The organism is Actinoplanes sp. NPDC004185, assembly GCF_053603475.1.
Genome location: NZ_JBSGFR010000019.1, coordinates 96,326 through 118,548 on the forward strand (window position 1 = coordinate 96,326; position 22,223 = coordinate 118,548).

Consider the following 22,223-nt stretch of genomic DNA (forward strand, 5'->3'; position numbering starts at 1 on the left):
AGCCTCCCGGTCCGGCGATGTCCTGAGGTATCGCAATGACTGAAAGAGGTCTTGGACACCGAACTCGGGCCGATGGACGCTCAAAAGGACCTGATGGGCCGGAGCGCATTCGGTATCAGAAAAATCGGCACGACAGGCGAATGGAGTCAGTTCGAGTCCGTGATCCCGCGGCGGGAGATACGTCAACGGTCGTCGACGGCGGCACCACGGCGATCTGAGCGCGTCCCCCACGACAACCCGTCCCTGGACGAACAAAGGAAGACACCTCATGACCACCATCAGCATCATCGGCGCGGGCACCATGGCCGCCGCCATCGGCACCCGGGCGGCCCGGCACGGCCACGCCGTCGAGCTCATGAGCCGCGACACCGCCAAGGCCCGGGCGCTCGCCGACCGCATCGGCAACGGCGCCACCGTCGGCGCCCTCGGCGCGAGGCCGGCGGGAGACATCGTCATCGTGGCCGTCCGGTACGCCGGTGCGGTGGAAGCAGTCGCGCGCTACGGCGAGGCGCTGGCCGGCAAGATCCTCGTCGACATCACCAACCCGTTCAACGCCGACGCGAGTGGACTCGTGACCACCGCGGGCAACTCCATCGCCCAGCAGATCGCCGCGGCCGCCCCCGAGGGTGCACACGTCGTGAAGGCCTTGAACACGGTGTTCGGTGGCGTTCTCGCCGGAGACAAGCCGCTGGACGCGTTCTTCGCCGGCGACAGCGCCGAGGCGAAAGCCCGTGTCGCGGAGTTCCTGGACAGCCTGGGTCTGCGCGGCCTCGACGCAGGGGGCCTCGACATGGCCCACGCCCTGGAATGGGCCGGCCTGCTGCTGGTCGGCCTGGCCCGCAACGGCGCCGGCTTCGGCCTCGCCCTGGGTGCCGAGGTCCGCTGATCCCAGGGGGTCGGCCCGTCATCTGACGGATGCCACCGGCCGCCGGACTGTCCGACAATGGACCCGTCGGCAGCTATGAGGAGGAAGTCATGTCGGAGAAGCCCACCGTCGTCCTGGTCCACGGCGCCTTCGCGGAGTCGGGCGGCTGGGGTCCGGTCGCGCAGCGGCTGCAGGCCGCCGGACATCAGGTGATCGCCGCGCCCAACCCGCTGCGCTCGGTCGCGTTCGACGCCGCGCAGGTCCGGGCGCTGGTCGACTCGATCAGCGGGCCGGTCGTGCTGGTCGGGCACTCGTACGGCGGCATGGTGATCAGCAAGGCCGGGGCCGGCGCGAGCAACGTCAGGTCGCTGGTCTTCATCGCCGCGTTCGCCCCCGAGGCCGGCGACAGCGCCGCCACCCTGTCGGGCAAATACCCGGGCAGCACGCTGGCCGAGACGCTGCGCCCGGTCCCGCTGCCGGACGGCAACCAGGACATGTACGTCGCCCAGGAGCTCTACCGCCAGCAGTTCGCCGCCGACGTGCCCGAGGAGACCACCCGGATCATGGCCGCCACCCAGCGCCCGATCACTTTGGCCGCGCTGCAGGAGCCGGCCGAGGGTGAGCAGGCCTGGACGACGGTCCCGAGCTTCTTCCTGATCGCCGAGGCGGACAAGAACATCCCCGCCGCCGCGCACCACTTCATGGCCGAACGCGCCAAGGGCCGGACCGTGAGCATCGACGGCGCCTCCCACGCGGTCTTCGCCTCGCACCCGGCCGAGGTCGCCGACCTCATCCTGCAGGCCGCCGAGGCCTGACCCACCACCCGGCGGACAGCCGGCCCGGCCCAGCGGCCGGGCCGGCGTGCGGTCAGCCCCTGCCCGAGGTGACTGCCGCGCTGGAGGCGCCGGCCTGGACCGCCCGTGGGGCTCAGCGCACCTGCTCGGCCTTGAACTGCATGCGCGGCGTCGCGTAGAACTCCTGGGCCTGCACCAGCTGCAGTTCCCGTTCGCCGGAGCGGTACGTGGTCTCGATCAGGTCGAAGACGCTGGAGGCCGTACGCTCCAGCGACAGCGCCGCGTCCTTGGTGGCCACGTAGTGGGCGGTGAACAGGGCAGCCGTGACGTCGCCGGACCCGTTGGCCTTGAACGGCAGGTGCGGGGTGCTCACGAGCCAGGCGCCGGCCGTGTCCACCACGAGCATCTCGATCGTGCCGTCCGCCCGGTCGGGGCGTTCCACGCTGGTGACCAGGACGGTCGAGGGTCCCATGGCCCGGGCCTGGTCGGCCGAGGCGAGGGTCGACTCGATGCTCGCCGGCTCGGTGCCGGTCAGGAAGCCCAGCTCGAACTGGTTCGGGGTGATGATGTCGGCCACCGGCACGACCCGGTCCCGCAGCAGAGCGGGGATCTCCGGCGCCACGAAGCAGCCGGACTTGGCGTTGCCCATGACCGGGTCGCAGGCGTACAGCGCCGCGGGGTTGGCCGCCTTCACCCGGCGGACGGCGTCGACGATGACGTCACCGATGCCGACCCCGCCCTGGTAGCCGGACAGCACGGCGTCGATCTGCGGGAACACGCCCCGCTCCTCCACGCCCAGCAGGACCTCGGCCACGTCCGCCGGCGGGATGAGCGGCCCGCGCCAGGCGCCGTAGCCGGTGTGGTTGGAGAAGTTCACCGTGAGGACCGGGACGACCTCGACACCGAGCCGCTGCAGCGGGAACACGGCCGCGGAGTTGCCGACGTGGCCGTGGGCGACCGCCGACTGGATGGACAGAACCTTCATCCCCCCAGCCTAGAGACCCTCCCGCGGCCCGCTGGACGCGACCGCCTCGCGCTGGATCCGCTCGAACTGCTCGGCCATCGCGGCGGCCAGGGCCTGGGCGGCGGACAGCGGACGGACCATGACCGTGAACTCGTCGATCAGGCCGCTCTCGTCCAGGTGCAGGAAGTCGCAGCCCTCGACGGCGACGTCGCCGATCCGGGCCTCGAACACCAGCGCGTGGTCGCGGCCGCCGTCGCCGCCCAGCTCACGCACGTACCGGAAGTCCTCGAAGACCCTCAGCACGCCGCGCAGGATCGCCGCGGTGAGGGCCTTGCCCGGATAGGGCCTGAACGCCACCGGACTGCGGAACACCACCTCGTCGGCCAGGGTCGCCGCGATGGCGTCGGGGTCGCGCGCTTCCACCGCGGTCCGAAAGTCGATCACCGGGCCAGCGTACTTTCGTTGCGGCCCGGCGCGGCAGACCCTATGTAGAAAAACTGGTGAGGGTCCGCTACGGTGCCGGCATGGCAACTCCTCTCCGGGTCACCGCCGCCGTCTCCAAGGTGCTGGCCGCCTTCCTCGAAGATCCCGAGGTCGACCGGTACGGCCTCGACCTCATGCGGGCCAGCGGTCATCCCAGCGGCACGCTCTACCCGATCCTGCTGCGCCTGCAGAACGCCGGCTGGGTCGAGGCGTACTGGGAGGACATCGACCCGGTCCAGGCCGGTCGCCCGGCCCGCCGCTACTACCGGCTCACGCCGGACGGGCGAGCGTCGGCGTACGCCGAGGTCGCGGCGCTGCAGGCCCAGCTGAACCGGGGCCTCGGCGTGACGAAGCCGGCGACGGCATGAGGCCCGTGGACCGCTTCGCCCGCTGGTGCCTGGCCCGGGCCGCCCGGCGCTGGCCGGCCGAGCTGCGCGACGAGATGCACGCGGAGTGGCTCGCCGAGCTGCACACGCTGGAGGCCGAGCGGGCCACGGCCCAAGAGCGCCTGCGGTACGCGTTCAGCCTGGTCGCCGCGCCGCCGATCCGGGACGCCGGCGGGGCCCCGCGGGGCTGGGGTGAATCACTGGCACCCGGCGCTCCGGCCGTGGGCCTGCTGGTCGCCGCACTGATCACCTTGTCCGTGTCGGCGTACTCCGGGAGCCTGGCCGGCCGGTTGCTGGAGCTGGTCGGCGTGGATACCTTCTCGCCCGGCGGCGAGTGGCTGACCTTGGTGGCCGGGGCCCTGATCACGCTGGCCTGGTGCCTGCCGGCCGGCCGGTGGCTGGGCCGGCGCCTGCCGTACTCGCGCTCCGGCCGCTTCGGGGATGCCGGCCCGGCCGTGCTCGCGCCGCTCACCTTCGCGCCGATGGTCCTGCTCGGTGCGCTCCCCGGCGGGGAGGTGCCTTACGTGGCCGGCGTGCTGACCGGGTTGCTGATCTGGGCGACCGGCATCGCGGCGATCGGTGCCGCCGCCGTACGGGCCGCCGGGCGGGCCAGGGCCGCGGCGCTGACGCTCATCGGCGTACCGGTGGTCTGCGCGCTCGCCGCGGTGGCGTCCGCCGTGCCGCTCGCGCTGAGCAGCCGCGACTGGTCGGCCACGATGGTGGCGTCCTTGACCATGCGCGGGGCGCCCCCGGAATTCGAGGAGATCATCGACGGGGCCACCAGTCGCGCGTTCTCCTACCAGGGCCCCTGGGCGCTGACGCTGGCCTGCTTCGCGGCGTTCACCCTGACGTACGGCTTCGGCGCGCTCCGCCCGCACCGCAGCACGGTGGCGGCCCCGGTGCGGGTGGCACCTGCGCAAGTGCGGCCGATGCCGGTGGCCGTGGTGGTCGCCGGGGCCGGTGCGCTCGCTGTGGCCGTGATCGGCTGGGCGTACACGTTGACCATCCTGACCCCCGGGATGAGCGACGTCTCGCAGTCCGCGCCGATGCCCGGCGGGGACGGTGAGCTGGCCATGTGGACCGCGGAGCTGCGGGCCACGGCGATCCTGCTGGCGGGGCTGGCCATGCTGGTCCTCACCGCCGACCGCCGGTCCGGCCCGGCCGCAGCGCTGCTGGTGGGTGCCGGGATGACGCTGGCCAACGCGGTGCTGCACCGGATGGACGTCACGGGGCCCGGCGGTCTGCGGCTCGCCCTGCTGACCGGTGTGGTGCCGGTGGTCGCCGGCTGGCTGGTGTCCGGGCGCACGCTGCCCGGCCGGCTGCACGGTGCCGCGCTGCGCCGGGTCACCGTCGGTGTACTGATGGCGGCCGGCGTCCTGCCTCTGATCATGCTGCAGGGCACCCCGGGAGTGAACCACCCGTACCTGCCGATCGGCCTGGAGGTCACCACGATCGGCCTGGCGGTGGCCGGCATCCTGCTCGCTGTCGTCCCGGCTCTGGCCCTCAGCCGCCGCCCGGTGCCGGCCTGGGCCGCGGTCCTGCTGCTCGGGTCGCCGATCGTGCTCACCGTCGCGGCCGGGCTGATCCCGCCGCCGCTGTCCGACGACGACACCGGCCCGGCCGCGTACGCCGCGTTCCTCGCCCTGCCGCTCGCCGTCGGATGTCTCGCGCTGCTGCGCCGGCACCGGGCGCGCGGGCGCGGCCGGACCGCCGCCCTGTGGGCCGGGCTGGCCGTGGCCGCCCTGCCCGGCACGCTCCTGGCGTTCTTGGTGGGTGGATTGCCGCTGATGTTCGTGCCGAACCTGGTCTTCGACATCGACGGCAGCGGCTACTCGTTCGACGGGCTGTCGTTCGTGCCCGGCACGGCCACGCTGCTCCTGCCGCTGGCGGCGCTGGCCGCGGCCCGCATCGACGGCGCGCCCGGCCCGGCCGGGCCGAGCGGTCCCCCGCCGGCCCCGGACCCGGCACCGCCGGCGCGATCAACCCGGACGCCGGTGGCCGGCTGACGTCCCCCGATCAGCGATCTCGCCTGGGCCAGGTCGTCCGGCGTCACCGGCGGCGGGGGGCCACGGGGGCGGAGAGGCCGGCGCTGAACAGCCGGTCGTCGACCTCGTTGAGGGCCAGCTTCAGCGCCCCGAGGGCGACGGCGTCCGCACCCAGTGTGGAGGCGCGCACCTCCGGCATGCGCAGGCACAGGCGCTCCAGCTCACGGCGCAGCGGGTCGAGCATCAGGTCGGCGGAGCGGGAGAAGCCGCCGCCGAAGATGACGACCTGCGGGTCCAGGGTCAGCACCAGCGCGGCGGTGCCGACGGCGAGGTCCTTGACGTAGCGGTTGACGGCGCGGTGGGCGGCCTTGTCGCCCTCGCGGGCGGCGTTGAAGACCCAGGCGGCGGCGTCGTCGGGTCCGACGGTGGCGGGGACGCCGGGACAGTTCTGCAGGTGGGCGGGGGCGTCGAGCCAGCGGACCTGTTTGAGGGCGCCGACCTCGCCGGCGGCGCCGCCGAAGCCGCGGCGCAGGATGCCGTCGATGATCAGGCCCGCGCCGGTGCGCATGCCGGCGAGCAGATAGACGATGTCATCGGCGTCGCTGGCCGCGCCCTTCCACCGTTCGGCCAGGGTCGCGAGCTTGCAGTCGTTCTCGACCAGGATCGGGCAGGCGAACCGGCCGCCCAGGTGGGCGGTCAGGTCGACGCTCCGCCAGCCCGGCAGCGGGGTGAAGTAGCTGGTCCGCCCGGTGGCGTCGACGGCGCCGGTGACCCCGACGGTGACCGCCCAGATGTCGGACGGGGTCATGCCCGCCTCGGTCAGGCAGGCGTTGATGACCGCGTCGAGCTCGGCGAGGCGGGCATCGGGGCCGGCGTCCGCGGCCACCGAGTGGCGCACGCTGCACACGATGGTGCCGTCGAGGTCGGCGATCAGGGCCAGTATTTTGTGCACCCCCACGTCGACGCCGATGACGTGGCCGGCGGTGGCCCGGAACTGGTATCGGCGGGCGGGCCGCCCGACGACGCTGCTGGCCCCGGGCTCCAGCAGGCTGGCCCAGCCGTCGGTGACCAGCCCCTGGGCGATGACGTCGACGGCGGGCCGGGACAGCCCGGTGCGCTGGGACAGCTCGGTGACGGTGGCCGGCGGGTGGGCGCGCAGCGCCCGCACGACGCTCAGGGAGTTCAGCTCACGCAGCCGGGGCAGGTCCGCCCCGGCCGTCACCAGTTCCGTCAAGGTATGTCCCTCATCGTTGAGCGGCGGGTAGCCGCCCAAATACGCTTCGAGCTTTACAAAACAGCGGGGGGATGGCAAGGCGCCGGGTCAGGTGATCGGGTACGCCTGCGCGGCCGGGGTGATCGCCGGGGCGAAGTCCACCTCCCTCCCGTCGACGGTGAAGAGGTAGCGGCCGCGTCGCCGGATCTCCGGTCGCGCCGCCAGATAGGTCTGCAGGTCGTCGAGCTCGGTGGCGCTGAGCCAGCTGGGCGGGTCGGACAGGGCCCGGAACCGGCAGATGTCGGCCAGGTCGCGCAGCCAGCCGAGCTGCTGGTCGGTGAGCAGGTTGAGGCGGCTGCGGAAATACACGACGTCCGGGTCGACCTCGGTCAGCGGCTGGTGCCAGAGCCGGTGCACGGTGTTGACCACGGCGTTGCGGGCCATGGCGTCGGACGGGTCGTCGCTGGCGTAGTTCTGCCACATCGGGGCGACGTCGGGCCCGCTGCGCAGGCCGTCGAGGATCCCGAGGGACGGCAACAGGATGGCGCCGCTGCCCAGCAGGTAGACGTCGTCACCGGCGACCTGACGGATCAGCGCGAGGGCGTCGCGGTAGGTCTGCTCGCGTTCGGCGCCGTCGGCGCGCCGGCCCGGCACCGCCCCGGCGTTGATGAAGTCCAGCTTGAGGTACTTGAACCCCCAGTCGTGCACGACCCGGTGGATCACCTCGGCGAGGTGGTCGAGGGCGGCCGGCCGGGACAGGTCGAGGGCGTGGTAGCCGGTCCCCCAGTTGTTCCCGGCGACCACGGGCTCGCCGCGGGTGTCTCTGAGCAACAGCTCGGGGTGCCGCTGGGCGAACCGGGATCCGGGCAGGGCGATGAACGGGGCCAGCCACAGCCCGGGGGTCATGCCGGCGTCGCTGATCCGGTCGGCCAGCGCCCGCATGCCGGCCGGGAACTTGTCGTTGGGCTCCCAGTCGCCGACCATCAGCTCCCAGCCGTCGTCGACCTGCACCACGTCGAAGGGCAGGCCGTGCAGGTCCTGCAGGTCCTTGGCCAGCTGCTGCTCGGTGATCGCCTCGTAGTACGCGTACCACGAGCACCAGACGTTGCCGGCACGACGGTTGCGCCGGCCCAGCCGCCCGGCCAGCTGCCTGGTGTACGCGGCGAACACCTCGTCCTCCGGGCCGTAGGCGGCGAACCAGGGCTGGGCGCCGTGTTCGTACCAGCCGGCCAGGGTGTCGTGGTCGGCGGCGAGGCGGGCGGTGCCCAGGCCGAGCCCGCCGAGCAGCAGGATGTTGCCGTCGCCGCCGTCGAGGGCGGCCACCGCCGAGGAGTGGTGGCGCGCCGGGTCGTCCCAGACGTCGTCGTCGGCGGTCAGGCGCCGCCGCGGATCAGCGATGCGCAGCGGCGGTTCGCTCAGCCGCCGCCAGCCGCAGGGACTCCAGGAATTCTGCCCGTGCCGGTAGAACAGGGCGTCGCCCAGTTCGTGCAGCAGGGCGACGCGGCCCGGCGGCAGGATCAGGCCACCGTCGGCTGCCCGCGGGTGGCCGGGGCCTTCGTGGACGAGGGCGAACGTGCGGCCGGCCAGCTCGATGAGCGATGCCATGGTTCTCCTTGGCAGGGTTGCGCGGTCAGGTGAAGGCTCCGGCGCGGCGGGCGGAGGCTGTTCCCGCCGCGCCGGGTTGTCCGGTCGGTGCTACTTGAACAGGGCGTTGACCTGGTCGTTGGCCTTCTTGAGCGCGGTGGCCGAGTCGCTCTGGCCGAGCACCGAGGACTGGATGGCGTCCTGGACGATCTGGCTGATCTCGTTGCCGTGCTCGGTGATCGGCAGGAAGAAGGTGCCGCCGGGGGCCTGCGCCTCGTCGACGAACGGCTGGACGTCGCGGCCCTTGCTCTTGTGCGCGGCGAAGGCCTTGTCACTGGCCGACTTGATGGCCGGGAACACCGCGGCGTTGCCGCCGACGAGGTCCTGGCAGCTGGATGAGGCGAGGAACTTGACCCACTTCCAGGCCTCGTCCTTGTGCTCGGTGCCGGCCCAGATCGCGTCGGACAGGCCGTTGATCGGCGTCTTGCGGCCCTGTGGCCCGGCCGGCAGCGGCGCGAACGCGAACGTGGCCTTGGCTCCGTCCCCGAGATAGTTGTTGATCATCCAGGAGCCCGCGGTGGTGATGGCGCCCTTGCCGGCATTGAGCAGCGCGTCGCGGCTGAGCGTGGACGACTTGTCCAGCGGGGGGCTGTAGCCCTTGGCGATGAGCGACTTGAACCACTCGATGGTCCGGGCCAGCTTCGGGTCGTCGTACTTGTACCGGCTGCCCCACGGGTTCTTGTCGAGATAGGTGAAGCCGTCGGCGGCGGCGAAGATGCCCCAGCCGTTCTGGCCCTGCGCGCCGTCGCCCCATTCGGGCAGGTAGCCGTACGTCTTGATCTTGGTTTTGTCGAAGCCGGGGTCCAGGCCGTTGCGGCCGGCGGTGTCGACGGTGGCCCTGGCGATGATCTTCTCGAAGGTGCCGCCGTCGGCGGGGTTCCAGCTCAGGTCCTTCAGGTCGGCCGGGGTGATGTCCTGGGCCTTGAGCTGGTCGGTGTTGTAGACCAGCGCGATGGTGTCCCAGTCCTTCGGCAGGCCGTAGCGCTTGCCGTCCTTGGTGAACAGGTCGGCCAGGCCGCTCTGGTACTGCGCCAGGTCGATCTTGTCGGCGGTCACGTACGGCTGGATGTCCAGGATCTGGCCCGAGCTGACGAACTGCGGGTAGTAGGAGCCCTGGTTGGTCCACACGTCGGGGGCCTCGCCGGCGGCGAGCTGGGTGGTCAGGCCCTGCCAGTACTGCTCCCAGGCGGACTGGGTGATCTGGATCTTGATATTCGGGTTGGCGGCGGTGAACGCGTCGGCGCACGCCTGGTAGGAGGCCTTCTGGTTGTCGTCCCAGAGCCAGTAGTCCAGGGTGACGGCACCACCGGCGTCGTCGCCCGAGCTGGAGCAACCGGTCAGGCCGGCCGCGATGGCCAGCGTCAGCAGTGCCGCACCGGCACGCGTCTTACGGATCATCGGATTCTCTTCTCTGCGGGGTGGGGGGATCACTTGTTGCCGGTGAAGTTCAGCGACTGGACCAGCCGCCGGCCGACGAAGCCGAGCAGCACGAGCACGGGAACGACCGACAGCGTCGAAGCGGCCATCAGCCCGGTCCAGTCCGGCTGGGTGTTGGGCGACTGCTGCAGGAACACGCCGAGCGCGACGGTGACCAGGCGGTTCTCCTCGCCCCGGCCGACCAGCAGCGGCCAGAGGTAGTCCTTCCAGGCCCAGACGGTCGTGGTCATCCCGATGGTGATCAGCGGGCCCCGGCTCATCGGCAGGGCGATGCGCCAGAAGACGCCCCACGGGCCGTTGCCGTCGAGGATCGCGGCTTCCTCCACGTCGCGGGGCAGGGACAGGAAGAACTGGCGGAGGAAGAACACGGCGAACGGGGTCATCAGGATCGAGGGCGCGACCATCCCGGCCATGGTGTTGATCAGGCCGAGATCCTTGACCAGGACGAAGTTGGGCAGCAGCGTGAAGATCGGCGGGACCATGAGGGCGCTGATCACCACGGCGAACGTGAGGTCGCGGCCGGGGAAGCGCAGCCGGGCGAAGGCGTAGCCGGCCATCGCGCAGAACAGGGTCTGGAACACCGCGATCAACGTGCAGTAGACCACCGAGTTGAGCAGGTACCGCGTGAAGTGCAGCTGCGCGCCCGAACCGCCGGCGGCGCGCGCCTCGGCCTCGGCGGTCAGGCCCAGCACCCGGGCGAAGTTGATCAGGGTCGGGTCGTGCGGCAGCAGGCCGGCGTTGTCGGTGTAGAGGTCGGCGGCGGGGGTGAGCGCCGTGCGGACCATCCACCAGAACGGGAAGACGGTGACCACGACGACCACGGCCAGCAGCGTCCACGCCAGCAACCGGCCGGGACGGAAGGTCTTGCGCATATGAGTAAGGCCCCTTACGCCAGGTCCGAGCGGGACGCCCGCAGCAGACGCATCTGTACGGCGGTGAACACGCCGAGGATCAGCGCCAGGCAGACCGCCGCGGCGGCGGCGTAGCCCAGGTGGAAGTACTTGAACGCCTGCTCGTAGATGAAGAGGTAGATGACCCGGGTGGCCGAGGCCGGGTCGCCCTGGGTGGTGACCGCGACGGTGTCGAAGATCTGGAACGAGCCGATCAGGGAGACCACCAGCACGAGCGCCAGCACCGGGCGCAGCAGCGGCAGGGTGACGCGGTGGAACATCCGCCACTCGCCGGCGCCGTCGATCGCGGCGCTCTCGTACAGGTACGACGGGATCTGGAGCATCCCGGCGTACAGCAGCAGCGCGGTGTAGCCGGTGTAGGCCCAGGTGTTGATGCCGGCGACCGACGGCATGGCCAGGGTGGCGTCGGTGAGGAAGCCGACCGGGGCCAGGCCGAACGAGGTGATCAGGTGGTTGACGAACCCCAGGTTGGTGTCGAGCAGCCACATCCAGAGCAGGCCGATGGTGACGTTGGGGACCAGCCACGGCACCAGCAGCGTCGCCCGTAACAGCACCGAGCCGGTCAGCCGGTGCATCAGGGCCGCGATGCCCAGCGCCAGCACGGTCTGGGAGACGATGTTGAGGACGACGTACCAGGCCGTGACCCGCAAGGAGCGCCAGAACTGGTCGTCGGCCAGCAGCTTGGTGTAGTTCTCCGCGCCCACGAACGAGGGCGTGTTGAGCATGGTGTAGTCGGTGACCGAGTACCAGGCGCCGCGGGCGGCCGGATAGCCGTAGAAGATCACGAAACCCGCCGCCACCGGCAGCAGGAACCACCACGCCGCACGACGGTCGTCGCGCTGTTTCGTCGAGCTCATCGGTCGCCTCATATCCGGATCCGGGTCAGCTCTTGCCAGCCGCCCCGTTCTCGAATAATGATGTAGACCTTCAATATTTTGTCAATAGCTCCTCGAAATGAGCCCGTAACGTCAAGACCCCGACCCCCATCGGAGATCCCCATGAAGTCAGCTCGCCCCGTCCTGGTGGCTCTCGCCGCCACCCTCATCGGAGCCGCATCGGTCCTGCTCGCCCCGGCCGGTGCGCAGGCCGCCCCGGCCGGCCCGCCCCCACGCCCGGCGGCGCCCGCCACCCCCGACCCGGCGCTCCAGGCCCACCCACTGACCGCGGCGCCCGGCCCGGTCGACAACCCGCTCAAGGGATGGGCGAAGTTCTACTCCCCCGGCGCCGGCCAGAACGTCGGCTACCCCCACTCGCTGACCTGGGGATACTTCGGCCTGTCAGAGATCATGACCAACGCGTCGACCTGCGGCAGCTACAACTGGTCCATCGTGGACAGCATGCTGGCCGAGACCGCGAACAACGGCAATCAGGCCGCCATCCGCGTCTATCTGACCTACCCCGGCGGCACCGGCACCCACCCCGCCAACGCCATCCCGCCGTGCTTCACCGGCACCGTGGCCAACCGCGCCGACACCTACTGGAACGTCACCCACCCCGACTACGACAGCCCGTTCGCGATCACCGCGCTGAAGAACTTCATCGCCGCGTTCGGCGCCCGCTACGACGGCGATCCCCGCCTCGGCTTCATCCACATGGGACTGGTCGGGCTGTGGGGCGAGTGGCACACCTGGCCCTATGACACCGACACGGCCGACGGGCGGCCGAACTACATGCCCACCGACGCCAACGGCGCCCAGCTCGTCGCCGCGTTCGACAACGCCTTCAACCGTACGAAGCTGGAGATCCGGTACCCGGACGTCGCGGGCGGAGCCGCCAACAGCCGCGACATCGGCTACCACGACGACTCGTTCTGCTACCGCGAGGGCTCACCGCTGCAGGGCGTGACCCTGCCCGCGTCGCTGGGCGGAGCGTCCTACTCGCAACTGACCCGGACCCTGGCCGCCGGCACCGAGAACAAGTGGATCACCAATTCGATCGGCGGCGAGCTGCGGCCGGAGATCCAGTCGACTGCCTTCCAGAACTGGCCCGGTGGCTCCGGCGCCGTCGACAACCTCAAGGCCTGCATCGAACTGCTGCACCCGACCTGGATGATCAACGAGCAGAGCGGTAACTACGCCGCCGGTGACGCCAACGTGGCCGCCGCCGTCCGGCTGATGGGCTACAACCTCACCGTCGACAACGCCTACTACACCGACACCGACACCGCCAGCGGCACGGCCAAGGTCGGCGTCCGGATCGCCAACACCGGCGTGGCGCCGTTCTCTTACCCCTGGACGGTCACCCTCGGCCTCAAGAACAGCGCCGGCGTCGTCGGCACCTGGGACACGCCCTGGGACCTGCGTACCGTCCAGCCGCTGACGATCCGGAACTTCCCCGAGTGGAACGCCGGTGCCGACCCCAGCTACCGCGACTTCGGCCACCGGCAGTACTTCCAGCACAGCGTGAACCTCTCCGGCGTCGCCGCCGGCAACTACCAGTGGGTGCTGCGGGTCAAGAACCCCCTGGAGTCCGTCACCGCCGACGCCAAGAAGCTGCGCTTCGCCAACGCCACCCAGCAGTCCGACGGCTGGCTCGGCCTCGGGGCCGTCACCGTCGGCTCCTCGAACGGCGGCTCGCCCGTCAGCTACGAGGCCGAGGCCGCGGGCAACACGCTGACCAACGGCGCTGTCGTGGCGACCTGCGCGGCGTGCTCCGGTGGCTCGAAGGTGGGCTACATCGGCAACGGTGCGGCCCTGACCGTCAACGGTGTCGCCGGAGGCACCGGCGGGGCGCGGCCGCGGTCACCATCCACTACTCGTCGGCGGTCACCCGTACGGCTGTGGTCAACGGGCAGACGGTGACGTTCGCCCCGACCGCCGACTGGAACACCGTGGGCTCGGCCACCGTCACGCTGAGCCTGCCCGCCGGCACCGCCGCCATCACCATCGCGAACCCCACCGGCTGGGCACCCGACATCGACCGCATCACCGTCGGCTGACGCCCGCCCTGAACCGAGGAGCCCCCATGCGAAGATCACTGCGCGCGGCCGTCGCCGTCCTGACCGCCCTCACCCTGACCGCCGGCACGCCGGCCGTCGCGAATCCGGCGTGGACGTCGCTGCCCTACTCCTCCGCCCCGGCGGACAACCCCCTCAAGGGCTTCCTGCCGTTCGCCGGCGACCACCGGACCTTCCCGCACAGCATGGAATGGTTCTACCTGCCGCTGAGCGACGTGATGACCGGACCGCGACAGTTCGACTGGACCGCGTTCGAGACCCAGCTGGGCGCCATCGCCGGCCGCGGGCACCAGGGCGTGTTCCGGTTCTATCTCGACTATCCCGGCCGTCCCAGCGGGATCCCGCGGTACCTGCTCGACCAGGGACTGCTCACCCGCCCGTACGCCGATTTCGGCAACGACGGCGTCAGCGTCGCCCCCGACTACAACGACCCCCGCCTGGTCGCGGCCCTGGAGAACTTCATCACCGCCCTCGGCCGGCGGTACGACGGCGATCCGCGGATCGGCTTCATCACCCTGGGCCTGATCGGCTTCTGGGGCGAGTGGCACACCTGGCCCCACGACGGCACCACCGAGCCGGAGAACTGGATGCCGGGCGACGACATCCTCACCCGGATCCTGCAGCGCTACGAGTCCGCGTTCGACGAGACCCGGCTGCTGGCGCGCTATCCCAGCGCGCAGAACAAGAACCTCGACATCGGCTACCACGACGACTCGTTCGCCTTCGAGACCCTGCCGCCCACGTCCTGGCACTTCGTCCAACGACTGATCGACGAAGGCGTCACGGACAAATGGCGCCGCCAGCCCATCGGCGGCGAGCTGCGCCCCGAGATCCAGTCGTGCCTGTGGGACCAGCCGGTCAGCTGCGACCAGTACGAGGACTACACCGCATCCGTGCACGCGACGCACGCCTCCTGGCTGATCAACCACGCCGCGTTCGCCGGGGCAGGCTTCACCGGCGACAAGTACCAGCGGGCCGTGACCGCGGCCAAGTCGCTGGGCTACGAACTGACCGTCACCGAGACGAAACTGACCCGCGACCGCGTATCGGTAGGCATCGCGAACCGCGGCACCGCGCCGTTCTACTACGACTGGCCCGCCGAGCTCGCCGCCGTCGACCGCTCGGGCCGCATCGTGCGGCGCTGGCCCACCCGCTGGACGGTGGCCGGCATCCAGCCCGGCGAGGAGCCCACCCAGCTGTCGTCCCGGATCAACACCCTGGGCCTGCGGCCGGGCCGCTACGACATCGTCATGCGGCTGCCCAACCCCATGCCCGGCGGTATCCCGCTGCGCTTCGCCAACACCGGTCAGGACACCGTGTCCGGGTGGCTCACCCTGGGGTCCCTCAAGGCCCGTTAGCAGATCCGGTGACTGCTCGTCCCGAGAGAATGGAGTGACATGCCCCGCTCGACCCTGCGGGCGGGGCGGCGGTCCGGCCCGGCCGGCATGCCGGTGCCCTCCCCGGCACCTGCATGCCCATTCCATCCGCCGCTGCTGCGGTCGGCGGCGGTCCGGAAGTTCAGCTGGGTCGCGGTCGCCGGCTCGTCGCCGCTCAGTCGGCTGCGGCCTGGACGGCGGCGGCGATCGGTTCGAGCCCGGCGATCAGCTCGTCCAGCTCGCCCGCGCTCAGCACCTCGTACGCCGGCGCCGCCAGCTCGTCGGTGCGGGACTCGATCCGCTCCCTGAGCTCCCGGCCGGCGTCGGTGAACCCGCCGGCGGCGTCCACGAGGCCACGGCCCCGCAGCCCGTCGACGACAGCGGCCAGCTGCGCCCTGGGCAGGTGATGGACCCGGCCGAACTCGTGCGCCCTCATGCCGAGCGACAGAGCGAGCAGGACGTGCGCCTCGGTGCCGCCGATGCCGTCCGCGACCAGGGCGGCGTTGTGGCCGTCCCCGCGGTGCTCCCGCAGCAACGTCGCCGCGTGCCAGAGCCGGGCCACCGGCTCCGCCGGCACCTCGAGCGCCTTGAGTCCGGCATACAGCACCCGGCCCTCGGTCGGTGCGCTGACCGCCGCCCGCGTGGCGAGGTCAGCGGCGCGCGCCAGGCCCGGCGAGTCGGCCAGCTCCCCGATCAGCTGCCGCAGCGCGGAGGCGCTGCCCCGCTCGCGCACGGCGATCGCCTCCTGCGGGGTGATCTTCCCCCAGACCCACGGGATGTGACGGGTCACCTCACCGTCGGCGAAGTTGTAGAAGACCGCATGCACCACCGCGGCCGGTGCCAGCCCCAGCGGCGCCGCGCGGCCCGCGAAGTATCCGTCCCAGTAGTTGCGCATGCCCAGGGCCAGGAACGCCTCGTTCGGCACCTCGGAGAAGGTGACGGTGGCGATCGGCTCGACGAGCTCGAACATGCGGTGGACCTTGACCTGTGGATGCGACATCGGCGGGCACCTCCGGTGATCGTGACGACGCCCTCGTGGGCGGCGTTCACCGTAGCTACGAACAGCGCGGCCCGGATCCGACAACTCCGGCCGGCAACAACGCAATCAGGAGGAGCCTCAACGGCGACCGAACGTCGCGGCGGTGAGTCGAGTAGCCCATGGTGAGGTCGTCGACGCTGACGGTAGCGTGTGGCCATTCACGGCATACCCTGAGGAGCAGACGTTGGAAAGCGAGATCCAGCTGATCAGTGACGGCGATGGCCTGGCGGTCATCGGACATCCGGCGGCTGTCGATCGTTTCCTGACCACAGAGCGACTGCCGTCGAAGGACCTCGGACTGGAACGGCTCAGCTCGGCCCTCCGTACCGGATCCACGATTGCCAAAGGCGGCTCAGAGATCGCCGAGCACTCCGGTCGCTGGGTTCAGCTGACCGCCGAGTCTGCTCAGGCGATGAAGAAGTACAACCTGATGCCGGGCTCGCAGAGCGACGTCAGCCGCGCCGTGCTGACCGACCACGGCAAGATCACCGGCCTGCTGGAGATTGTGCGGGGGCAGACCGTCAGCGGGGTGCTGACCAACCCGGCTCTCCTGACCGGTGCTGCCGGGCTGATGGCGCAACTCGCGATGCAACAGGCCATGGACGAGATCACCGACTATCTCGCCGTGATCGACGCGAAGGTCGACGCCGTGCTCCGAGCCCAGACCGACGCCGTGGTGGCTGACATGATCGGGGTGGAACTGGTCATCGACGAGGCGCTGACCATCCGGGAACAGGTGGGCCGGGTCTCCGCGGTCACCTGGTCGAAAGTGCAGGCCACGCCGCTGCCACTGGCCCGGACCCAGGCGTATGCGTTGCGACAGCTCGATGCCATCGCCGACAAGCTGGAGACCCAGTCCAAGGTCGGTGAGCTGGCGAAGACGTCCAGGGAAGCCGAGATCAAGGTTCAGGAGTGGCTCGCCGTGCTGGCCCGCTGTTTCCAACTCCAGGACGCGGTCGCCGTGCTCGAACTCGACCGGGTGCTGGACGCGTCCCCGGAAGGGCTGGAAGAGCATCGCGTCGCCATCCGGACCGCCCGGCGGAAACGCCTCGAACTCATCTCGCGCAGCACCGAGCGCCTGATGGCGCGGATGGACGCGGCCGCCGGCACGGCCAACGCGAAGGTCCTGCTGAACCCGACCACGTCGCGCGCCGTGGTCCATTCGGCCAACCACGTGGCAACCCACGTGGTCGCCTTCAACGGACGACTCGGCATCGAAGGCGATCGTCAGTCACGCAGTGCCAAGCGATGGCGGGACGCGGCCGTGGAAGTGCGCGACAGAGTCCTCGACACCGGGTCGGAGGTGAAGGACAAAGTCCTGGAGACCGGGGCGGAGGGCGTAGGGGTCGCCAGTCGCTTCAGTACGGATGCTCTCGGACGGGCCAGATCGATGATCGGCAAGGTCTCCGGAGAGGTCACCGAGCGGGCCCAGCGGCAACTCGGGAGTAAAGAGGAATCCTGATCGAACCCGGTCCTGCAATGACAACCCGGCAGGTTCTGAACTGGCCACCTGGTCGGCGGGCTGACTACTCCGGGCCGGCTGCCGCCTCCGCGCCTCCGCGACTCTGCGCGGGTGCCTGGCAGTCTTGCAGTTTGTCCGACGCTGACGGATCGGCGATCACCACGAACGTCGGCGGCTCGCCGTAGACGTCGCGTAGCCGGGGCGCGCCCGGCGGCAGTGCCGGAGCCACCGCGCGGAACACCACTTCCGCGGCTTTCATCCCGTAGTCGGCGAAGTCCTCCGTGGCCAGGAGCCAGACCCCGCCCTCGGCGAGCGGTTCCACCTCGGCGAATGCGCCGGTGGCAGCCAGCGCAGCGGCACCACCGAGCTTCTCCGCGACCTCCTGCGCGGCGATCGTCAGCCAGGAGTAGCCGCGTAGCCGCTCCCGGGTCTGGGGAATCGCCAGTTGCGCGTTCCGCGTTAGCCCCTTGGAGCATCTCTCCAGCGCGGTGTTGCCCTTGTCCCGCCAGTAGTCGATCTGGCCGTAGCTCGGGTTGAGCCGGTCCGCGGCCTGCCGGATCGCATCGAGCCACCGCTGCTGCTCGGCCGGCCCGGAGCCGGGGTCGGTGAAGTCGTCGGCCGGCACCTGAGCGTCGAGGACCAGCCAGCCGGGGGTGTCCCGTAACGGCCACGCCCTGGCGTACATCAACCGACCGCCGAGGAAGCCGTTCTCGGTGAAGCGGCCGATCCACACCGTGACCTTCTTCGGCAGATCGGTCAGCTCGGCTCGCAGCCACGCCCAGCCTTCGTCGGACAGATGACGCCGCTGGGTTGTCGGGTAGCCGCCGCCGACCGACCGGTCCACCTCGATCAGGCCGTACAACCCGCCCGGCTCGCCCTGCGGGCCATCCGCCAGCGGGTTGAGCCGGGTCGCCGCCGGCAGGCCGGCAAGCTCGGCCCGCTCGGCCGGGGTCAGCGCCTCGGTCAGCGTGTCGAACCAGACGTACGCCGCATCGGCGAGCGATCCCCGGCTGGTGTCGACATTCAGCTGCACTTCAAGCCAGAACTGGGTCATCCCTGTCTCCCATAGCGTCACAGCGCGATCGGCACGGCGGCGGCTAATCGCCGGAGGAGCCCCAGAAATAGATTTCGCTGGGCTCGCCGGCGGCGTCGTACAGGACCGCGCAGCGGCCGGACCATCGCTCCGCGGCGAGCGACTGGAGCGCCCCCACGTGCGCGCGGGTCAGCTGGGCGACGCCCAGCTGTTCCATCGCCTCCGCCTCGGTGACCGGTTGGACGGCCCCGTGATCGGGCGTCCCGTCATCGGTCACCACCTCACTGACGTCCAGAATGGAGTGCGTGCCGGACTCCTGAACGGCCTCCGCGGCCCACAGCTCGTCCTCGGTCCGGGGCCGGTCCGGGTATTCGCGGGCCGGCCGGCCGAACTCGTACGGGACCGCCCACCAGTAATCACCACTGTCCAGCACCCGCCGGCGCAGCTCGTCCAGAGCCGCCTGCAGATCTGACTGGTACGGAACGTAGTACTCCCACCCCGACCCACCCATGACGGTCCTCTCGTCGATCATCTGCCGCGACTATGTCACTTCAGGTATCGGCCCAGCGATTCGAGCAGGCCCCGGCTGCCTCGCTCCCGCTCCGGCCCGTCGGCCCAGAACTGGTCGAAGAACACGCCGTGCTCGACGTGCGTGAACCGGGTGCCGTCGTCGATCGGGTCGAGCTCCAGCGACGCCACCGACGTCGACATGTGCATCCCGTCGAGCCACATGTCGTACGTCGTGACGATGCGGACGTGCTCGACGATGTCGGTGTACGTGGCCTCGTACCGGGAAAGCGGTCCATTATGGAATCTTCCCTCGGCGACGTCGCGTCCGCCGACGCGGAAGTCGAAGGCCCACTCGCTCGGCTCCATCGCGTCGCCGGCGCCCCACCAGGCCAGTTTCTGCTTCTCCTCGGCGAACGAGTCCCAGACGCGCGCGACGGGGACAGGGTAGTCGCGGGTCAGGCTGAACCCGGAGCGGGCGAGGCGGCGTTCGATCGTCATCGGTGGGGTCCTATCGCGTGAAGGTGACGTGGATCGTGCCGCTCTCGGCCACTTCCGTCGTCACTTTGTGGGTGTGTTCGAGGCCGCGCAGGTCGTCCCACAGCCGGTTACCCCGGCCGAGCACGATCGGCGCGATCATGACATGCAGGTCGTCCACCAGGCCGGCGCGCAGGAAAGCGCGGGCGGTGGTCACCCCGCCGCCGACGCGTACGTCCAGACCGCCGGCCGCCTCGGTCGCCTCGGCCAGCACGTCCTCGATGGCGGTGTTGCGGAAGTGGAACGTCGTGCCGCCCGGCATCGGGATCGACGGACGCGGCGCGGTGTGGGTCAGGACGTAGACCGGGGTGCCGAACGGCGGCTCGTCACCCCACCAGCCCTTCCAGTCCGGGTCGTCGGGGAACGTGTGCAGCCCGAACATGGCCGCACCCATGATCTCGGCGCCGATGCTCTCGAAGTGCGCGGAGCCGTACCTGTCGTCGACGCCGGTGGTGCCGGCGCCGCTGGTGTCACCGAAGACGCGCTCATGGAACGTTCGGGTCGCGGCCCAGGCCGCCGTGAGGGGACCCCAGTCCTCCCCCATCGGGTTGTCCGGGCCCTGGCCGCCCGAGGTGTAGCCGTCGAGCGAGGCGAACAGGTCGATACGAACACGGGTCATGTCAGGTTTCCTTCGGGTTGGTGCGGGTCAGGTGAATGCCGAGCCGGTCGGCCTGTCGTTCCGCCGGGGTGCGCTGCTCGTCGAGCCACAGGTGCAGGACGTCGAGGGCGCCCGGTCGCAGGCTCACGGTGCGGACGCGTCCGTGCTTCTCCGAGGTGACCAGCCCCGCGTCCTCGAGGACGCGCAGGTGCTGCATGAGCGACGGCAGAGCCATCGAGAACGGGGCCGCGAGCTCGGACACGACGGCGGGCGACTTGGCCAGCCGTTCCACGACGGCGCGGCGCGTCGGATCCGCGAGAGCGCGGAGCACGGCGTCGAGATCATCGTGATACTTAGGCACGCGCCTTACTATTGCTGACGGACGGGGCTGGGTCAACCGGCAAAGCGCGACGGATCGGCTTGGCGCGTCCGCCTGCGCCGTCGGGGCCGCGCCGGCGTTGGGTCATGATGTTGGGGTGAGCAACCTGACCATCCGGCCCCTGACCATCCGAGCCCGGCGGTCCGAGGATCTCGACCGGTGTGTGGAAATGCTGCGTGAGGTGCGCCTGACCGACGGTTATCCGATGAAATGGCCGTCGGATCCCCGGGCCTGGCTGGACCGGCCGCAGCTCGACCAGGCCTGGGTCGCCCAGAGCTCACCCGAGGTCATCGACGGGCACGTCGCCGTCCAGAACGGCCGGGAGGTCACCCGCCTGTTCGTGGCGCCCGCGGCCCGGCGCCTGAAGGTTGCCGGCGCCCTGCTCGACCACGTGAGCGTGTGGGCCGGCGGCCGGCTGATCTTGCGCCTCGTCGACAAGCCGGGCTCCCCCGCAGCCGCATTCGCCGAGGCCACGGGCTGGCGGTACACGCACACCACGACCGCCGGCTGGAGCGGTCCCCGCGGAGAGGCGGTGCGGCTGCGGCACTACGTCCGCTGAGCGCTCAGCTTCGTCGGCCAGCTCCACCCCGACGATGCGCGAGCCGCCGGCCCGCTCGGCCGCCAGCCAGCCGGCCGGATCCCCGACCCGGTGCACGCAGGTGGGCCGGCGCAGCGTGTTGCCTCGGGCGAGGGCTTCATCAGCCCATCGGAACGGCGGTACGGCCAGACACGCGCCCACCGCGTCACAGGTACGCAGGAGCGTGCCGAGGTTCGTCCCGTGCATCGGCGCGATGCCCGCGGCGTCGGCGGGCGGCCTGAAGGTCCCTCCCGGACCGCACCCGGATGGCGGGACTCAGCGCGGTGGAGCGACCACGCCCCCTCGAATCAGCAGTCATCACGCAGGGCACTTCGCGGCGTGCCCGGGCCATCGTCAGCAACAACGTCGCGGTGAGGGTAGCCACGACGGTCGGAGCGCACCACTGCAATCATTTAAATGCGTAACCATGTTGTCACGGTGTGCGACCGTGAGGCTTGTGGTTCTCGACCTGGTGAACACCGCGGCAGGGCTGCTCGGCCTGGCTCTCACGGCACTCACCCTCATCCGCGTCCGCGCGGTGCGCCGGGCCCAGCGCAATGAACGCGCCCTGGTCCGCACTCTCTACGGCACCGACGCGGCCGCCCTGCGGATCCGTGCCGCAGCCGCTGCGGCTACGGCGCCACTGTCATGCAGGCGGCCGCCGTCTACGAACCGGAACAGCTGCGACCGCAGCTGCTCGAGGCTGAGCGGCGAGTCGCCGGTCATGTCGCCACCTGGCCGGCGGCCGCCCAGCGCCGGATCGGCTACCGCCGGTACTGCACGCCACCGGGACCGCACCTGATCCGAGCAGATCAGACATTCTTCGCAGGCTTCGTCGGATTGCTGTCCGGGCCGATGCCGGTGCGGTTCGACGAACGCGTCTTCCTCCAGTTCCCGTCGGACAGCAAGCTGGGCGCGCATTTCGCCGGCCACTTCGCCCTGCTCTGGGCGAGCGCCAAGCCGGCCGTCACCCACTGACCGCCTGACCGCCCGGGCCGCACGACCGCCCCTGTCGATGGATCCGGGGTACCGGCCGGGATCCAGATCTGTCAAGATGATCCTCTTTCGAAGAAGGAC

General features: G+C 70.8%; 23 protein-coding genes. 10 read left to right on the forward strand and 13 right to left on the reverse strand.

Annotated features, from left to right (window positions below; genetic code table 11):
• The first annotated feature begins 268 nt into the window (after positions 1 to 268).
• Together ACWEOZ_RS20875 and ACWEOZ_RS20880 are read left to right on the forward strand one after the other, a co-directional pair.
• Positions 269 to 886 (forward strand): NADPH-dependent F420 reductase, encoded by a 618-nt coding sequence (locus ACWEOZ_RS20875; RefSeq protein ID WP_451912333.1) that lies wholly within the window; start codon positions 269 to 271, stop codon positions 884 to 886.
• Between the two features lie 89 nt (positions 887 to 975).
• A complete protein-coding gene (locus ACWEOZ_RS20880) occupies positions 976 to 1,680 on the forward strand; it encodes an alpha/beta fold hydrolase (RefSeq protein WP_451912334.1) in 705 nt (234 codons plus the stop codon).
• A 112-nt stretch (positions 1,681 to 1,792) separates the two neighbouring features.
• Here ACWEOZ_RS20880 and pdxY read toward each other — a convergent pair whose 3' ends face one another.
• Together pdxY and ACWEOZ_RS20890 are read right to left on the reverse strand one after the other, a co-directional pair.
• Complete coding sequence (gene pdxY / locus ACWEOZ_RS20885) at positions 1,793 to 2,644, reverse strand: pyridoxal kinase PdxY (RefSeq protein ID WP_451912335.1); 852 nt, start codon at positions 2,642 to 2,644, stop codon at positions 1,793 to 1,795.
• Positions 2,645 to 2,653: 9 nt separating this feature from the next.
• On the reverse strand, positions 2,654 to 3,067 hold the full coding sequence (locus ACWEOZ_RS20890; RefSeq protein ID WP_451912336.1) for a nuclear transport factor 2 family protein: 414 nt from the start codon (positions 3,065 to 3,067) through the stop codon (positions 2,654 to 2,656).
• 80 nt (positions 3,068 to 3,147) lie between these two features.
• Between ACWEOZ_RS20890 and ACWEOZ_RS20895 the strand changes: the two genes are divergently transcribed.
• Positions 3,148 to 3,474, forward strand: a complete 327-nt coding sequence (locus tag ACWEOZ_RS20895) for a PadR family transcriptional regulator (protein ID WP_451912337.1) — start codon at positions 3,148 to 3,150, stop codon at positions 3,472 to 3,474.
• Positions 3,471 to 5,498 (forward strand): hypothetical protein, encoded by a 2,028-nt coding sequence (locus ACWEOZ_RS20900; protein WP_451912338.1) that lies wholly within the window; start codon positions 3,471 to 3,473, stop codon positions 5,496 to 5,498. Before ACWEOZ_RS20895 ends, ACWEOZ_RS20900 begins: the two co-directional genes overlap by 4 nt.
• Positions 5,499 to 5,541: 43 nt before the next feature.
• Here ACWEOZ_RS20900 and ACWEOZ_RS20905 read toward each other — a convergent pair whose 3' ends face one another.
• The 5 genes from ACWEOZ_RS20905 to ACWEOZ_RS20925 form a co-directional block, all read right to left on the reverse strand.
• Positions 5,542 to 6,711, reverse strand: a complete 1,170-nt coding sequence (locus tag ACWEOZ_RS20905) for an ROK family transcriptional regulator (RefSeq protein WP_451912339.1) — start codon at positions 6,709 to 6,711, stop codon at positions 5,542 to 5,544.
• An 87-nt stretch (positions 6,712 to 6,798) separates the two neighbouring features.
• Complete coding sequence (locus ACWEOZ_RS20910; RefSeq protein ID WP_451912340.1) at positions 6,799 to 8,295, reverse strand: glycoside hydrolase family 36 protein; 1,497 nt, start codon at positions 8,293 to 8,295, stop codon at positions 6,799 to 6,801.
• A 90-nt stretch (positions 8,296 to 8,385) separates the two neighbouring features.
• Complete coding sequence (locus ACWEOZ_RS20915; protein WP_451912341.1) at positions 8,386 to 9,732, reverse strand: ABC transporter substrate-binding protein; 1,347 nt, start codon at positions 9,730 to 9,732, stop codon at positions 8,386 to 8,388.
• A gap of 29 nt (positions 9,733 to 9,761) precedes the next feature.
• Positions 9,762 to 10,643: a carbohydrate ABC transporter permease gene (locus tag ACWEOZ_RS20920; RefSeq protein WP_451912342.1), complete on the reverse strand. Its 882-nt coding sequence runs from the start codon at positions 10,641 to 10,643 to the stop codon at positions 9,762 to 9,764.
• 14 nt (positions 10,644 to 10,657) lie between these two features.
• Positions 10,658 to 11,539 (reverse strand): carbohydrate ABC transporter permease, encoded by an 882-nt coding sequence (locus tag ACWEOZ_RS20925; RefSeq protein WP_451912343.1) that lies wholly within the window; start codon positions 11,537 to 11,539, stop codon positions 10,658 to 10,660.
• Between the two features lie 141 nt (positions 11,540 to 11,680).
• On the opposite strand from ACWEOZ_RS20925, the gene ACWEOZ_RS20930 reads away from it, so the two are divergent.
• From ACWEOZ_RS20930 to ACWEOZ_RS20940, 3 genes are read left to right on the forward strand one after another with little or no spacing between them, the layout of a single operon-like run.
• A complete protein-coding gene (locus ACWEOZ_RS20930) occupies positions 11,681 to 13,483 on the forward strand; it encodes a DUF4832 domain-containing protein (RefSeq protein ID WP_451912344.1) in 1,803 nt (600 codons plus the stop codon).
• The gene (locus ACWEOZ_RS20935) at positions 13,480 to 13,620 is read left to right on the forward strand and encodes a hypothetical protein (protein WP_451912345.1); all 141 of its coding nucleotides are present in this window, start codon (positions 13,480 to 13,482) and stop codon (positions 13,618 to 13,620) included. The genes ACWEOZ_RS20930 and ACWEOZ_RS20935 overlap by 4 nt, the downstream gene beginning before the upstream one ends.
• Positions 13,621 to 13,646: 26 nt before the next feature.
• On the forward strand, positions 13,647 to 14,996 hold the full coding sequence (locus ACWEOZ_RS20940; protein ID WP_451912346.1) for a DUF4832 domain-containing protein: 1,350 nt from the start codon (positions 13,647 to 13,649) through the stop codon (positions 14,994 to 14,996).
• A 193-nt stretch (positions 14,997 to 15,189) separates the two neighbouring features.
• On the opposite strand, the gene ACWEOZ_RS20945 is transcribed toward ACWEOZ_RS20940, so the two are convergent.
• A complete protein-coding gene (locus ACWEOZ_RS20945; RefSeq protein ID WP_451912347.1) occupies positions 15,190 to 16,014 on the reverse strand; it encodes an SCO6745 family protein in 825 nt (274 codons plus the stop codon).
• Between the two features lie 223 nt (positions 16,015 to 16,237).
• Here ACWEOZ_RS20945 and ACWEOZ_RS20950 point away from each other — a divergent pair, with 223 nt between their 5' ends.
• On the forward strand, positions 16,238 to 17,515 hold the full coding sequence (locus ACWEOZ_RS20950; protein ID WP_451912348.1) for a hypothetical protein: 1,278 nt from the start codon (positions 16,238 to 16,240) through the stop codon (positions 17,513 to 17,515).
• A 64-nt stretch (positions 17,516 to 17,579) separates the two neighbouring features.
• On the opposite strand, the gene ACWEOZ_RS20955 is transcribed toward ACWEOZ_RS20950, so the two are convergent.
• Genes ACWEOZ_RS20955 through ACWEOZ_RS20975 form a run of 5 tightly spaced genes read right to left on the reverse strand, consistent with a single transcriptional unit; the run spans position 17,580 to position 20,551 of the window.
• Positions 17,580 to 18,569, reverse strand: a complete 990-nt coding sequence (locus tag ACWEOZ_RS20955; RefSeq protein ID WP_451912349.1) for a hypothetical protein — start codon at positions 18,567 to 18,569, stop codon at positions 17,580 to 17,582.
• A 43-nt stretch (positions 18,570 to 18,612) separates the two neighbouring features.
• Positions 18,613 to 19,080, reverse strand: a complete 468-nt coding sequence (locus ACWEOZ_RS20960; RefSeq protein ID WP_451912350.1) for a hypothetical protein — start codon at positions 19,078 to 19,080, stop codon at positions 18,613 to 18,615.
• A gap of 14 nt (positions 19,081 to 19,094) precedes the next feature.
• Entirely contained in the window at positions 19,095 to 19,556 is a 462-nt protein-coding gene (locus tag ACWEOZ_RS20965; protein WP_451912351.1) for an SRPBCC domain-containing protein, read from the reverse strand.
• Between the two features lie 10 nt (positions 19,557 to 19,566).
• Positions 19,567 to 20,211: a dihydrofolate reductase family protein gene (locus tag ACWEOZ_RS20970; RefSeq protein WP_451912352.1), complete on the reverse strand. Its 645-nt coding sequence runs from the start codon at positions 20,209 to 20,211 to the stop codon at positions 19,567 to 19,569.
• A gap of 1 nt (position 20,212) precedes the next feature.
• A complete protein-coding gene (locus tag ACWEOZ_RS20975) occupies positions 20,213 to 20,551 on the reverse strand; it encodes an ArsR/SmtB family transcription factor (protein WP_451912353.1) in 339 nt (112 codons plus the stop codon).
• A gap of 115 nt (positions 20,552 to 20,666) precedes the next feature.
• Here ACWEOZ_RS20975 and ACWEOZ_RS20980 point away from each other — a divergent pair, with 115 nt between their 5' ends.
• The gene (locus ACWEOZ_RS20980; protein ID WP_451912354.1) at positions 20,667 to 21,128 is read left to right on the forward strand and encodes a GNAT family N-acetyltransferase; all 462 of its coding nucleotides are present in this window, start codon (positions 20,667 to 20,669) and stop codon (positions 21,126 to 21,128) included.
• Positions 21,129 to 21,794: 666 nt separating this feature from the next.
• A complete protein-coding gene (locus ACWEOZ_RS20985) occupies positions 21,795 to 22,124 on the forward strand; it encodes a hypothetical protein (RefSeq protein WP_451912355.1) in 330 nt (109 codons plus the stop codon).
• The last annotated feature ends 99 nt before the right edge of the window (positions 22,125 to 22,223 follow it).

What these genes read in the sequence shown, in the direction of transcription:
- ACWEOZ_RS20940 (WP_451912346.1), top strand. Translation starts at nt 13,647, where the DNA reads ATGCGAAGATCACTGCGCGCGGCCGTCGCCGTCCTGACCGCCCTCACC.
- ACWEOZ_RS20985 (WP_451912355.1), top strand. Translation starts at nt 21,795, where the DNA reads ATGCAGGCGGCCGCCGTCTACGAACCGGAACAGCTGCGACCGCAGCTG.
- ACWEOZ_RS20945 (WP_451912347.1), bottom strand. Translation starts at nt 16,014, where the DNA reads ATGTCGCATCCACAGGTCAAGGTCCACCGCATGTTCGAGCTCGTCGAG.
- ACWEOZ_RS20895 (WP_451912337.1), top strand. Translation starts at nt 3,148, where the DNA reads ATGGCAACTCCTCTCCGGGTCACCGCCGCCGTCTCCAAGGTGCTGGCC.
- ACWEOZ_RS20955 (WP_451912349.1), bottom strand. Translation starts at nt 18,569, where the DNA reads ATGACCCAGTTCTGGCTTGAAGTGCAGCTGAATGTCGACACCAGCCGG.
- ACWEOZ_RS20910 (WP_451912340.1), bottom strand. Translation starts at nt 8,295, where the DNA reads ATGGCATCGCTCATCGAGCTGGCCGGCCGCACGTTCGCCCTCGTCCAC.
- ACWEOZ_RS20925 (WP_451912343.1), bottom strand. Translation starts at nt 11,539, where the DNA reads ATGAGCTCGACGAAACAGCGCGACGACCGTCGTGCGGCGTGGTGGTTC.
- ACWEOZ_RS20965 (WP_451912351.1), bottom strand. Translation starts at nt 19,556, where the DNA reads ATGACGATCGAACGCCGCCTCGCCCGCTCCGGGTTCAGCCTGACCCGC.
- ACWEOZ_RS20880 (WP_451912334.1), top strand. Translation starts at nt 976, where the DNA reads ATGTCGGAGAAGCCCACCGTCGTCCTGGTCCACGGCGCCTTCGCGGAG.
- ACWEOZ_RS20875 (WP_451912333.1), top strand. Translation starts at nt 269, where the DNA reads ATGACCACCATCAGCATCATCGGCGCGGGCACCATGGCCGCCGCCATC.
- ACWEOZ_RS20920 (WP_451912342.1), bottom strand. Translation starts at nt 10,643, where the DNA reads ATGCGCAAGACCTTCCGTCCCGGCCGGTTGCTGGCGTGGACGCTGCTG.
- ACWEOZ_RS20915 (WP_451912341.1), bottom strand. Translation starts at nt 9,732, where the DNA reads ATGATCCGTAAGACGCGTGCCGGTGCGGCACTGCTGACGCTGGCCATC.
- pdxY (WP_451912335.1), bottom strand. Translation starts at nt 2,644, where the DNA reads ATGAAGGTTCTGTCCATCCAGTCGGCGGTCGCCCACGGCCACGTCGGC.
- ACWEOZ_RS20930 (WP_451912344.1), top strand. Translation starts at nt 11,681, where the DNA reads ATGAAGTCAGCTCGCCCCGTCCTGGTGGCTCTCGCCGCCACCCTCATC.
- ACWEOZ_RS20960 (WP_451912350.1), bottom strand. Translation starts at nt 19,080, where the DNA reads ATGATCGACGAGAGGACCGTCATGGGTGGGTCGGGGTGGGAGTACTAC.
- ACWEOZ_RS20900 (WP_451912338.1), top strand. Translation starts at nt 3,471, where the DNA reads ATGAGGCCCGTGGACCGCTTCGCCCGCTGGTGCCTGGCCCGGGCCGCC.
- ACWEOZ_RS20970 (WP_451912352.1), bottom strand. Translation starts at nt 20,211, where the DNA reads ATGACCCGTGTTCGTATCGACCTGTTCGCCTCGCTCGACGGCTACACC.